Source organism: Rhodococcus sp. NPDC054953 (assembly GCF_053609225.1).
Window position 1 is genome coordinate 1 of sequence record NZ_JBSGXD010000042.1, and the last position, 12418, is coordinate 12418.

The 12418-nt window shown below is 71.6% G+C and carries 13 protein-coding genes and 1 pseudogene; 4 read left to right on the forward strand and 10 right to left on the reverse strand.

Annotated elements, in window-relative coordinates; translation table 11 throughout:
- The 8 genes from ACWF62_RS19960 to ACWF62_RS19995 form a co-directional block, all read right to left on the reverse strand.
- Positions 1-306 (reverse strand): Mur ligase domain-containing protein (locus tag ACWF62_RS19960; RefSeq protein WP_452631150.1); only part of this gene is annotated, 306 nt, incomplete at its 3' end.
- Complete coding sequence (locus ACWF62_RS19965) at positions 303-1907, reverse strand: UDP-N-acetylmuramoyl-L-alanyl-D-glutamate--2,6-diaminopimelate ligase (RefSeq protein ID WP_452631165.1); 1605 nt, start codon at positions 1905-1907, stop codon at positions 303-305. The genes ACWF62_RS19960 and ACWF62_RS19965, both read right to left, overlap by 4 nt.
- A gap of 131 nt (positions 1908-2038) precedes the next feature.
- On the reverse strand, positions 2039-3826 hold the full coding sequence (locus ACWF62_RS19970; protein WP_452631167.1) for a peptidoglycan D,D-transpeptidase FtsI family protein: 1788 nt from the start codon (positions 3824-3826) through the stop codon (positions 2039-2041).
- 125 nt (positions 3827-3951) lie between these two features.
- Positions 3952-4689, reverse strand: coding sequence for a hypothetical protein (locus ACWF62_RS19975; protein ID WP_452631152.1), 738 nt, complete (start codon positions 4687-4689; stop codon positions 3952-3954).
- Between the two features lie 50 nt (positions 4690-4739).
- Positions 4740-5768 (reverse strand): 16S rRNA (cytosine(1402)-N(4))-methyltransferase RsmH, encoded by a 1029-nt coding sequence (gene rsmH, locus ACWF62_RS19980; RefSeq protein ID WP_378507898.1) that lies wholly within the window; start codon positions 5766-5768, stop codon positions 4740-4742.
- A gap of 193 nt (positions 5769-5961) precedes the next feature.
- Positions 5962-6393: a division/cell wall cluster transcriptional repressor MraZ gene (mraZ, locus tag ACWF62_RS19985; RefSeq protein ID WP_378507899.1), complete on the reverse strand. Its 432-nt coding sequence runs from the start codon at positions 6391-6393 to the stop codon at positions 5962-5964.
- Between the two features lie 496 nt (positions 6394-6889).
- Positions 6890-7306: a DUF3040 domain-containing protein gene (locus ACWF62_RS19990; protein ID WP_452631154.1), complete on the reverse strand. Its 417-nt coding sequence runs from the start codon at positions 7304-7306 to the stop codon at positions 6890-6892.
- Positions 7307-7493: 187 nt separating this feature from the next.
- Complete coding sequence (locus ACWF62_RS19995) at positions 7494-7895, reverse strand: SAV_6107 family HEPN domain-containing protein (RefSeq protein WP_378507901.1); 402 nt, start codon at positions 7893-7895, stop codon at positions 7494-7496.
- Positions 7896-8055: 160 nt separating this feature from the next.
- On the opposite strand from ACWF62_RS19995, the gene ACWF62_RS20000 reads away from it, so the two are divergent.
- The 3 genes from ACWF62_RS20000 (at position 8056) to ACWF62_RS20010 (ending at position 11045) form a co-directional block, all read left to right on the forward strand.
- Complete coding sequence (locus ACWF62_RS20000) at positions 8056-8646, forward strand: GNAT family N-acetyltransferase (protein WP_452631157.1); 591 nt, start codon at positions 8056-8058, stop codon at positions 8644-8646.
- Between the two features lie 31 nt (positions 8647-8677).
- On the forward strand, positions 8678-10255 hold the full coding sequence (locus ACWF62_RS20005) for a phytoene desaturase family protein (protein WP_452631159.1): 1578 nt from the start codon (positions 8678-8680) through the stop codon (positions 10253-10255).
- Positions 10256-10325: 70 nt separating this feature from the next.
- Positions 10326-11045, forward strand: a complete 720-nt coding sequence (locus tag ACWF62_RS20010; RefSeq protein ID WP_378507904.1) for an LppM family (lipo)protein — start codon at positions 10326-10328, stop codon at positions 11043-11045.
- Between the two features lie 17 nt (positions 11046-11062).
- Here the strand turns inward: ACWF62_RS20010 and ACWF62_RS20015 are convergent, their stop codons facing one another.
- Both ACWF62_RS20015 and ACWF62_RS20020 read right to left on the reverse strand, forming a co-directional pair.
- A complete protein-coding gene (locus tag ACWF62_RS20015; RefSeq protein ID WP_452631161.1) occupies positions 11063-11485 on the reverse strand; it encodes a hypothetical protein in 423 nt (140 codons plus the stop codon).
- 11 nt (positions 11486-11496) lie between these two features.
- A complete protein-coding gene (locus ACWF62_RS20020; RefSeq protein ID WP_452631163.1) occupies positions 11497-12036 on the reverse strand; it encodes a hypothetical protein in 540 nt (179 codons plus the stop codon).
- A 149-nt stretch (positions 12037-12185) separates the two neighbouring features.
- On the opposite strand from ACWF62_RS20020, the pseudogene ACWF62_RS20025 reads away from it, so the two are divergent.
- Positions 12186-12418 (forward strand): annotated as a pseudogene (locus ACWF62_RS20025) (prolyl aminopeptidase); the annotation flags it as partial.

Genomic DNA, 12418 nt, shown 5'->3' on the forward strand with positions numbered 1-12418 from the left:
GGAGCCGTCGGTGTCGTGCTCGAGGGCCATCGCGTTGCTGTCCGACGGACCGAGCGGCTCGACGACGATCGCGGGCACCCCGACCGAGCGGGCGGCGAGGACCGCGACCGCACCGGCGTCGATCGCCGCAGCCGCGTGGTCGTGGCCGTCGGCGCGGGCGCCGGGCAGCGCGAGGAACAGTCCGCCCGCGATGACCTTCCGTGAGTCGAACTCGACGGTGCCGGTGACGACGGCGTCCGGGTCGGGGACGTCGTGCAGGGTGCCGCCGACGATCTCGGCGATGCGCCGCAGGGACAGCGCGATCATCGGCTGGCCCCCATCACGCGGTCGATGGCATTCGCGAGGACCTCGCGGTCGTCGAATGGGTACTTCACCCCACCAATCTCCTGTCCGATCTCGTGTCCCTTGCCCGCGACGAGCACGACGTCACCGGGGCCCGCCCAGTCGACGGCGGCGGCGATCGCCGCGGCCCGGTCGCCGATCTCCCTGACCTCGCCGCGCCGGTCCGCGGGGACCGCCCGGGCGCCGTCGAGCAGTGCCGCCCGGATCGCGGCCGGGTCCTCGCTGCGGGGGTTGTCGTCGGTGATCACCGCCAGGTCGGCGCCAGCGGCGGCGGCCTCACCCATCAGCCGACGCTTGCCGTGGTCGCGGTCGCCGCCCGCGCCGACGACGACGGCGAGCCTGCCGTCGCTCTGCCCGCGGAGGGTGGCGATGACGGCCTCGAGTGCGGCGGGCTTGTGCGCGTAGTCGACGACCGCGAGGAACGGCTGGCCGCGGTCGATGCGCTGCACCCGGCCCGGCACGTCGACGGCGGCGAGGCCGCGGATCGCGTCCTCCGGTTCGACGCCGCATTCGTGCAGGATCGCGAGCGCGAGCAGCGCGTTCGCGACGTTGTAGCGGCCGGGCAGCCGCAGCGTCGCGGTCATCGCGCGGCCGTCCGGCGTGCTGACGGTGAACCGCTGGCCGCCGTCGGCGCCGGTGCTGATGTCCGAGGCGGTCCATCCGGCGGTGCCGTCGGGGCGGGTGCCGACGGTGACCGTGCCGGGTCCGGCGACCGCGGCCATCCGGTTGCCCCACTCGTCGTCGACGCACACCACCGCGCGGGCGGCGTGCACGGTCGACGCCGGGTCGAACAGGCGGGCCTTCGCGCCGAAGTAGTCGTCGAGGTCGCGGTGGAAGTCGAGGTGGTCCTGCGACAGGTTGGTGAAGGCGCCGACCGCGAACGCGGTGCCGTCGACCCGCCCGAGCGCGAGGGCGTGGCTCGACACCTCCATCACCACGGTGTCGATGCCGCGTTCGAGCATCACCGCGAACAGCGCCTGCAGTTGCGGCGCCTCCGGTGTGGTCAGGGCGCTGGGCACCCGGCGGCCGTCGATCCGGGTCTCGATGGTTCCGACCAGGCCCGGGCGGCGTCCGGCCGCGGTCAGGCCGGCCTCGACGAGGTACGAGGTGGTGGTCTTCCCGGAGGTGCCGGTGATGCCGACGATCCGCAGCCGCTGCGACGGGGTGCCGTAGACGGCGGCCGAGACGGCGCCGAGCACCGCGCGCGGGTCCGGATGCACCAGCACCGGCAGCGGGATGCTGGCCCGCGCGATCCGGTCGAGGCCCGCCGGGTCGGTGAGGACGGCGACGGCCCCCCGCTCGGCAGCGGCGGCGGCGAAATCGGCGCCGTGCGCGTGGGTTCCCGGGAGCGCCGCGAACAGGTCACCGGGCCGAATCTCCTGCGCCCGCAGGTCGATGCCGGTGACGACGACCGGGTCGGCGGCCGCGTCGTTCCGGTGCAGCCGGGCCCCGACGAGGTCCGCGAGCATCGTCACCGCGGTGCGCGGGGGGTGCCCGGGGCGTGATCCCGGTGCCGCGGCCGTCGACCCTGCCTCGGCGCTGTCGTTGCTCCCGTGCACGGGCAGGTGACTCCTCTCGAGCGTTCGGTGGGCGATCGGTACGGTCATGTCGGCCGTGAACCGACGTGTCACGTTACCGGCGTGGCCGGGGAAACACAGATTCGACCGGGTATCCGGCGTCGGTGGGACGGGGTCGGTCAGTCGGCCTGCAGCACCAACCGTCGGCCGGGGTCCGCGGACAGCGGGATCTTGTCGCGCTGCAGCATCCAGGCGGCAATGTTGTGGAACAGCGGCGCGGCGGACTGGCCGCCGGACCCGTCGGCGCTGCGGACCGGGGCGTCGAGCATGATCCCGATCACGAACCGCGGATTGTCGGCGGGGGCGATCCCGGCGAACGTGATCCAGTAGTTCGAGTTCGAGTAGCACTGGCAGTTCGGGTCGACCTGCTGCGCGGTGCCCGTCTTCCCGCTGACCTGGTATCCCTCGACGGCGGCCCCGACGCCGGTGCCCTGCTGGTAGCCCATCGGGTCCCGCTGGGTGACCGAACGGAACATGTCGCGGACCGTGGTCGCGGTCTGCTCGCTGACCACCTCGATGCCCTCCGGATGCTCGAGCGGGGTGCGGTTGCCGTCCGCATCGACGGTGGCGCGGACGATCCGCGGCGGGATCCGCACGCCGTCGTTGGCGATCGCCTGGTAGATCCCCGTCATCTGCAGCAGCGTCATCGACAGGCCCTGACCGATCGGCAGGTTCGCGAACGTGCCGCCCGACCACTGGTCGCGGCTGGGGACGCTGCCCGCGCTCTCCCCCGGCAGCCCGACCTCGGTGCGCTGCCCGAGCCCAAACTTGGTCAGCATCTCCGCGAATCGGTCCTCCCCGACCCGCTGCGCGAGCATCAGCGTTCCGACGTTGGAGGACTTCCCGAACACCCCGGTGGTGGTGTACGGGACGACGCCGTGATCCCACGCGTCCTTCACCGACACCCCGGACATCTGGATCGTGCCCGGCACCTGGAGCACCTCGTCGGGGGTGGTCAGGCCGTCCTCGATCGCGGCGGCGGCGGTGATGATCTTGTTCACCGATCCGGGTTCGAAGGGGGTACTGACCGACGGATTGCCCATCTCCCGGTCGATGTTGTTGCCGACGCCGATCGACGGGTCGAACGTGTTGTCGTTGGCCATCGCGAGGACCTCGCCGGTGTGCGAGTCCTGGACCACCACCGACGCGTTCTTCGCGCCGGACAGGTCCTTCGCGAGCTGCGCCTGCTGCTGCACGTAGAACTGCAGGTCCGCGTCGATGGTCAACTCGACCCCGGAGCCGTCGACGGCGGGCTGCTTGTCGCGCCAGCTGCCGGGGATCACCGCGCCGTCCGATCCGCGGTCGTAGGTCTGCGACCCGTCCGTCCCGGCGAGCGTGGAGTCCATCGAGTCCTCGAGCCCGAGGAGGCCGTGCCCGTTCCAGCCGGTGGCGCCGACGAGGTTCGCGGCGAGCGCACCGCCCGGGTACTCCCGGATGTCCTGCCGCTCCAGGCCGACCTCCGGGAACTCGTCGGCGATCTTCGCGGCCACGTCCGGGTCGACCCCGCGCGCGAGGTATTCGAAGGTCTTGTTGCTCTTGAGCTTGGCGAGCACGTCCCTCTCCGGTGCTGCGTCACCGAGCCGGTCGTGGATGCCCTTCGCGATGGCGGCGAGCCGGTCGTTGACCTTCGGCTCCTCCCCCTTCTTCTTCGCGGCCTCCTCAAGTTCCTTGCGGACCTTCGGCGGCTGAAAGGTCAGTGCCTTCGCCTCCATCGTGAACGCGATCGGCTTGCCGTTGCGGTCGGTGATCGCGCCCCGGGTTGCGGGGTCGATGAGGGTGGTCGAGCGCTGATCGGCCGCCTCCGCGGACAGCCGCGGCGCCTGAATGCCCTGGATCCACAGCAGCTGCAGCACGGCGAGACCAAGCACCCCGAACATCACGACCCGGCCGATACGGTGCCGGAACAGGTAGTTCGCCCGGTCCCCGGTTGCTGGCCGACGCGGACGGCCCGCCGGTCGGCGCGCGGCGCCGCCCGAACGGCGAACCCCGCCGCCAGAAGCTGCGCGACGGGGTTGGGAGGGGCGACCTCCGCTCACTGCGGACCGCCCTGGTTACCTGCCTGTTCTCCTCGCTCCATGGGGACCAATTGTTCCTGCTCCGCCACCGGTTGCCGAGGATTGACCGGCTGCGGCGTGGCGGCAGGTGCCGGGGCAACGGCGACGCCCGGTCCTGCCGGCGCGGCGGCGGGCTCCGGCGTGGCCGCCCGGGATCCGACCGGCGGAAGGTTCGCGGCGGCGACACCGCTTCCGCGGAGCGGGGTGGTCGCAGCGGCGGGCGCGGGCGGCGGCGTCACCGGGGTGCCGGTCGCCGGCTTCGGTTCGCCGACGACGGTGACGGTGCCGTCCGCGGCCACGACCAGTCGGGCCACCTCCTTGGCCGGGATCATGCCCTGCTCGGCCGCCTTCCTGGCCAGCTCGGGAGCCGAGTTCGCAACGCGGACATCCCGTTCCAGGGCCGCCTTCCGCTCAACCAGTTCCTGATTGTGTGCCTTCGCCGCGCTGAGCTTGTACGAGTCCTCGGCCGCCCGCGTCGTCAGCAGCAGCGTGATCGCCAGCCCGACCGACAGCAAACCGATGACCAGGGCCACGAACGGGATCCGCGCGGTCAGCGACCCCCGGGTCGTGCGGGCGACCGGCGCGGTGATCTCGGCCCGCTGGCTGCGCTTGGCGTACGCCCGTTGCGCTGCGGTCGACCGGCTTCCCCCGGTGGGGCGGGTCGGGGTGCGGTCACCGGTGGTGGCCGGCGCGCGCCCGCCCGCGCGGGGACGCATGGTGTCGGTCCTGCCCCGCTCTCGCACGGCAGTCGATCGCACGGGAACTGTCATGCCGTCGCCCTCCTCGAAATCCGTTCGACGCAGCGCACACGCACCGGCGCCGAACGCGGGTTCTCCTCGATCTCCTGCTCGCTCGCGCGTTCGGCGCCGCGGGTGTGCGACTCGAACTCCGGTCCCATGCCCGGCAATTCCACGGGCAGCCCCTCCGGGCTCCGGGACTTGGTGCGCGGGGTGAGTTCCTGCTTGACCAGCCGGTCCTCGAGGGACTGGTAGGACATGAACAGCACCCGACCGCCGACGGTGAGCGCATCCAGCGCCGCCGGGATCGCGGCCCGCAGCGAGTCGAGTTCGCCGTTGACCTCCACCCGCAGGGCCTGGAATGTGCGCTTGCCCGGGTGTCCGCCGGTGCGCCGGGTCGCAGCGGGAATCGACGCGTAGAGCACCTCGACGAGCTGGGCGCTGGTGGTGAATGGTTCGGTCTTCCTGCGCCGCACCACTTCCGACGCGATCCGACCGGCGAACCGCTCCTCGCCGTATGTGCTGAGCACCCGGGCCAGTTCACCGTGGCTGTACGTGTTGAGGATGTCGGCTGCCGTCTGGCCCCGCGTCGGATCCATCCGCATGTCCAGCGGCGCGTCCACCGAGTACGCGAAGCCACGGTCGGCCTCGTCGAGCTGCATCGAGGACACCCCGAGATCGAACAGGATCGCGGCAACCGACTCGACCTGGTCGTATCCGGCGGTCTCGAGGGCGTCGGCGATGCCGTCGTATCTGGTGTGCACCAACGTGACTCGATCACCGAACGGGGCAAGGCGACCGCCCGCGATCTCCAGGGCTGCTGGGTCGCGGTCGAGGCCGATCAGGTGCAGCCCGGGGTAGGTCCGGAGGAAGTGCTCGGAGTGCCCACCGAGCCCGAGGGTCGCGTCGATCATCACCGCGCCGCTGCCGTCGGCGCTCTCGCGGGTGATCGCGGGGCCGAGGAGTTCTACTGCGCGAGTGAGCATCACGGGGACGTGGCCGAACTCCTGCCCTGAGGTGTGGCCGGGATCGGCCGCGGGGTTCGCTTCGTCGTCCACGCGTTCTCCCTTGCGGTCCTGTTCGGTGTTCTCTGCTCGTCGGTCGTGGCTGCGATCGTGGTCCGATCGAGTGTCGAGGTGGGGGCGGGTGCCGCGAGGTCTCTGTCCGATCCACCGGACCTGGCGCTGGGGAAGTGCGTCAGGGTCGGCGTCGGGCAGAGGCCTCGCGGCATCCGCCGATGACGAATGGCGGCTACAGGATGTCGCTCAGGGACTCGGATCTGGCTTGGGAGTAGGTTTCTTCGTTGTCCTCGGAGTAGGTGCGCCACGCCTGGGCGTCCCAGATCTCCAGGAAGTCGACGGAGCCGACGACCACGCAGTCCTTTGTCAGGCCCGCGTAGCGCCGGTGGTCACCGGACAGGGTGATGCGCCCCTGCGCGTCGGGGTGCTGTTCGTCGGCCCCCGCCGCGAGCGCGCGGACGAAGGCCCGGGCCTCCGGGTTGCTCCGTGACGCAGCTGCGGCCCGTCGGGCGAGCGCCGTGAACTCCTCGCGCGGATACACCGCAAGGCTGTGGTCCTGCCCTTTCGTGACCATCAGACCTCCCGCCAGTGCATCGCGATACTTCGCGGGCAACGTCAGCCGCCCCTTGTCGTCGAGCTTCGGCGTGTAGGTACCGAGAAACATCTCGACACCTCCCCTGCGTCTCACGGGAATCCCCGGTTCCGCAGAACCGGATGTTCCGAAAAACGAACGGCCTCACTCTGTGATTCACCGTGGCGAACCAGTGCGCACCACGTTACCCCACTTTCCCCCACTTTCAAGCTGCGCGGTCGGCGCGCCTTGCCGCCGCGATGGTGTCAATGCAGGTCATGACCGTGGCGGAGCGTGGGGGAAGATTCGTGTGTCCTCCACCACGACCGGGAATGCGTCGGCATCGCGGTCACCGCAGCGGTGAAATCCCCAGGACGGGCGCCGATTCCAACCCGGGACGGGCCCCGCCACGCACCCCGGGCGGACGCGGTGGGGCCGAGTGGGGATCGCCTGCCGGGGTGGCGGGGCGCTGACCCGGGCACCGGGCGACGGCGGCACCGGACGACGGCACCGACAAACAATGGCACCGACGACAAAGGCGCGACACCACCTGGTGTCGCGCCTTAGACGTTGCGGGCGGGCGGGAGGACTACTCCTGCTCGAACCGCTTCTTGAATCGATCTTCCATGCGGGACGAGAATCCGCCGCCGCCCCGGCGACCGCCCGAAGGCTTACCGGTCGCCGATGCGGGCCCGGACTTCTCCCCCGACCCAGCCTTCACTCCCGGACCCGATCCCCGAAGGAACAGGACTCCGGCTCCAAACATCACTAGGAAGCCGAGCAGACTGACGATCAGAAACACATTGCCCACGATGGTTGCGAGCGGAATGCCCGCAACCAGGAGAACGAGTCCGAGGACAAAGAGCGCCCCCGCCTGCATCCGACTCTTGCTCGAGGCCGCATGCATACGGCCTCCCCTCACAGAGGAGGCGAACTTAGGGTCTTCGGCGTAGAGAGCGCTCTCGATCTGATCGAGCATCCGCTGCTCGTGCTCGGAGAGTGGCACGGCTACCTCCCCCGGCACATCATGGTGGCGGTCGAATCGTGGGTCGACTCGACCGGTTGCCGACGGTCGCGGCTACCTGCCGTCAATGATACGAGTACACGTGACCGCGTACCACCTACTCCGAGGACGAGTTGTCCGAGTTTCCCCCCGGACCCGCAGATGCCCTGGTGGACAGCCGCGCCCGGACTCACGCCGACGCGCGGGCGAGACTCCCGTCACCCCGGCCGGCGAGCGCCCCTACCGCCGCGAGCCGGTCCTCGACCGCCGTCAGGAACCGGGACACCTCGGAGTGGAAGCGATCGGCCTCCGCGGCGGTGACGGTGCGCGAGATGCCCGCCTCGATCGCCGCCCGGGTCTCCGAGTGCGCCGCGAAGTAGTCCGCCCAGCCCGCCAGTTCCGGGTCGGCCCGACTGAGCAACACCCAGGCGCTGCGGGACCGGCATCGTGGCGTGCGCCCGGCAAGGGCGGCACCGGCACCCCGCAGCGCGGCCAGGTACGCCGCCCGGAATCGGTCCGACGGGTCGCGGGATCGGCCCGCCTCCGCCAGCAACGCGTCCGCCCGGTCGAGCAGGCTCACCCGAACAGCCATCCCGAACACCTCCCCAGTGTCACCGGATCACTCCCACAACCGCCTGTCGTGCAGTCCGGTGGAGCGCGCTTCCCTCGCGCTCCACCGGATTGCCGATATCGAACATTAGTTCGACCTTCACAATATAACCGCCCCCACCGACACGGAGTCAAGAGAGAGGGTGAGTCCGGTCGTCACCACCCCCGCACCCCGCCTGGTCGAGCTGTCCGCCGCCGATCTGCGCGCCCGCTTGCCCCAGGCCCTGTCCATCTACGTCGAGGCCATGGGCTACCCGAGGGGCACCGACGTCCACCGGGCGCCGATGTGGGCCGAGCACACCGCACGGGCCGGGTGGTGCGGGATCGCCGCGTTCGCGCCGGACGCCTCCGGGGCCGAGGCGATGGTGGGCATCGCCTACGGCTACCGCGGCGCCCCCCACCAGTGGTGGCAGCAGCAGGTCCGGGAGGGGATGCGGCGGTCCGGCACCGACCCCGGCACGATCGAGTCCGTCCTCGGCGACTACTTCGAACTGACCGAGCTGCACGTCTCCCCCCGCGCGCAGGGGCACGGCACCGGCGCCGCCCTGCTCGACCGGCTGCTCAGCGGGCGCCCCGAGGCGCGGGTGCTGCTGTCGACGCCCGAGGTGCCGGACGAGGACAACCGCGCCTGGCGCCTGTACCGCCGGATCGGCTTCACCGATGTCGTGCGGCACTTCCGGTTTACCGGGGACAGCAGGCCGTTCGCCGTCCTCGGCCGCCCGCTCCCGCTCTGACCTGTCGGCGCCCATCGCTAACCTGGGCGGCGTGATCGACGCGGTGGTGGTGGGTTCCGGACACAATGCGCTCGTTTCGGCGTGCTACCTCGCCAGGGCCGGGTGGTCCGTGGAGGTGCTCGAACGGGACACCGAACTCGGCGGCGCCGTCTCGACGGTCGAACGGTTCCCGGGGCACCGGGTGGACCGCGGCTCGTCGGCGCACATCATGATCCGGCACACCGGCATCATCGAGGAGCTCGACCTCGCCGCGCACGGGCTGCGCTACCTGGACTGCGATCCGTGGGCGTTCGCGCCCGCCCCGCAAGGAGACCCTCGGCCCGGCATCGTGTTTCACCGCGACCTGGACGCCACCTGCGACTCGATCGCGGCCGCGTGCTCGCCGCGGGACGCCGACGCGTATCGCCGGTTCGTTGGGGTGTGGGGTCCGCGGACCGCCGCGGTGATGCGGGCGTTCGGCGCCCCGCCGACCGGCGGCAGGCTGGTCCGCTCGTTCGGGGGCGTCGACCTCGGCCCCGGCCCGGCCACGCTGTCCAGGGAGTTCCTCGCGTCCGGGGACGCCCTGCTCGACGACTGGTTCGACGACGAGCGGCTCCGGGCCGCGCTGGCCTGGTTCGGCGCCCAGTCGGGGCCGCCGATGTCCGAGCCGGGCACCGCGCCGATGGTCGGGTTCGCTGCCCTCATGCACACCCTGCCGCCGGGCCGCGCGGTCGGCGGCAGCGGCGCGCTGACCGCGGCGCTGGCATCCCGGCTGGCGTCCGACGGCGCGACGATCCGGCTCGGGGACGCGGTCGCGGAACTGCGCCGGGACGGTGACGGCTGGCTGACCCGCACCGAGCAGGGGCACGTGGTGCGCTCGAGGACCGTGATCGCGGGCTGCCACATCCTGACGACCCTGGACCTGCTCGAGGCCGGCGGATTCGACGCCACCCGGATCGCGGACTGGCGGCGCCGGATCCGCGTCGGCCCGGGGATCGGCATGGTCGTCCGACTCGGCACCGACGCGCTGCCGCACTATCCGAGCGCCCCCGCAGACACGACCGTGACGTCGGGCCTGCAGCTGCTGGTGTCGGACCGTGCGCAGCTGCGGCTGGCGCACGGCGCGGCGCTCGCCGGGGAGTTGCCGCCGACCCCGGCGGTCCTCGCGATGACGTTCAGCGGCCTCGACCCGAGCCTGTGCCCGCCCGGTGAGCACCAGGCGACGCTGTGGTCGCAGTGGCATCCGTACCGGCTCAGCGGCGGCAGGCGGTGGTCCGACCTCGCCGAGTCCGAGGGCACCCGGATCGTCGGCGAGATCGACCGGCTGGCGCCGGGCTTCGCGTCCACCATCCGGCACACCCTGGTACAGACCCCGGCCGACCTGGAGTCGGAACTGGGCCTGATCGGAGGCAATGTGATGCATGTGGAGATGTCGCTCGACCAGATGTTCCTGTGGCGTCCGCTGCCCGAACTGTCCGGCCACCGGGTGCCGGGCGCGACCGGGATGTACCTGACCGGGGCGTCCACCCATCCCGGCGGCGGGGTATCCGGGTCCAGCGGGCGCAGCGCCGCGCGGGTGGCGTTGTCCGACGGCCGATTCGGCCGGCTGCGCCGGCTCCTGCCCAGGTGACGTCCGACCCGAGCCGCACCGACGGCGTGCCGCCGCTCGCGCGTCCGGGCCGGGCTGGCACCATGTCCAGGTGCTGACGACCCGAACCCGTGATCGACGCCCCCGCACCCGCCTCGCAGCGGTGACCGCACTGCTGCTGCTGGCCGTCCCCCTGCTCACCGGCTGCCTCCGCGTGCAGGTATCGATGGGGGTGTCCGCCGACGACCGGGTGTCCGGGCAGCTCGTCGCGGCCACCGTCCCCACCAGCGATCAGGACAAGGGCCCCGAGCTCACCACGCCGGATTCGCTGATCGGCAAGGTCCGGGTCCAGGAGTACAAGCAGGACGGCTTCGTCGGCTCCCAGGTGTTCTTCACCGACCTGACGTTCGGCGAGGTCCAGCAGCTCGGGTCGATGTCCAGCCAGGTCGGGTCGTCGGTGCAGCTGAACTTCCAGCGCGCGGGCGACGTGGTGGTGCTCGACGGCAAGGCCGACCTCAAGGCGGTGCCGGAGAGCAGCGACGTGCAGATCAGTGTCGCGTTCCCGGCCCGCGTCGCCACCACCAACGGCACCAGGGACGGCGATTCGGTCGTCACCTGGAAGCTCGCCCCCGGCGAGGTCAACACCCTCCGCGCCGAGGTCCGCTACCAGGACCCCAGCACCCGCGGCTTCGCGGGCTGGGCGGGCATCGTCGGCGGCGTCACCCTCGGTGTCGCGCTGATCGTCGGCGTGATGGCCTACCGGATGCGCGACACCTCGCCGCGCTACCTGCGCGGGGACGGCGCCAACAAGGCGAAGATCCAGGGGGACTGACCGTCCCGGCGCGTCTGCTACGGGACGTGGACGGTCGCGACGCCCGGGGTGTACGGGCCCGCGCCGGTCGTGGCGACGAGGACGACCCGCCCTGGCCCGGTCGGCAGGACCGCTTCCGGGTATCCGTCGGCTCCGGTCGACATCGGAGCGGAGCCGGCGGCCCCGCTCGACAGGTTCCGCCACTGCACATCGCCTGGGCGCAGGCACTTCCACCAGCCCTCATCCGGGCCGGTGATCCGCACCGTCCCCGGCTGTTCACCGACGACGGCCACACAGCGGATCGTGGGCACATCGAGGCTGCCGTACGGGTTCCCGAACGGTGCCGGGTTGATCTGGAACGGAACGGTGACCGCGGTGGCTGCGGCTGCGGTCACCGGCGTCAGCACCGAACAGGCCCCGATGGCGGCGCAGGCGACGAATCGGCGGACGACCTCGATCATCGGGACCTCCCTCAGGGGACCTGAAGGGTGCCGACACCCGGGTTGACCAGGATCTTGTACCCCCACGGACCGTACGGGACGACGGTGGCGACGTCGGCGAGCGCGGCGACCGTGCCGCTCCCGGTGGACGCCGTCGCGGGGGCATAGCGGCACCAGTCCCCCGGTTCCGGGTCGCGGGTGTAGTCCCGCTCGACGATCCGGAGGGCCGTGGAGCCCGCGGCGCCGGTGGTGAGGTTCCGCCAATGCACCGTCGTGTCGTAGCAGTAGGACCAGTCCGCCGCAGGCTCCGCCGCGAAGGTCACGACGCCCGATCCGCCAGGCGTCGCGGTCGGTATCACCGTCGTCGGCGGCTGCAGGGTGAAGCACGGGAACATGCTGCCCACGCATCCGGCGAGGAAGCGCATCGGCACCTGGAACACCGTGGTCGGCGGTGCTGCTTCCGGCGGCGGGCTCGCTGTCGCTGCGGCGGACGAGCCGAGCGGGATCGCGAGCACGGCCGCGGACGCCGCGGCGCGGGCGAGGAACGAACGATGAACTGCTGCACGGCGCATGGCGTGAGCCTCCCGCGGTGGACCGAACCCCGACCCTGGTGCAGTGCCAGCGTACTCGCGCGGTCACTCCCAGGCCGGACTGATGGCGATGACCGAACGGGACGCCGCAGGGAACTCGGTGGGACGCATGCCATGACAGACTCGGCCGAATGGACCTGTTCCCAGCGATCGAACCGTCCGACTCGGGGCACCTCGCGGTGACTGACGGCAACTCGGTGTACTGGGAGACCATCGGCATCTCGACGGGTCTTCCCCTCCTCTATCTCCACGGAGGTCCGGGATCCGGATGCACCGTGGGAATGCGCAGGTTCTTCGACCCGACCGCGTTTCGTGCGGTGTTGTTCGACCAGCGTGGCTGCGGGCGCAGCACACCCCGTGCCGA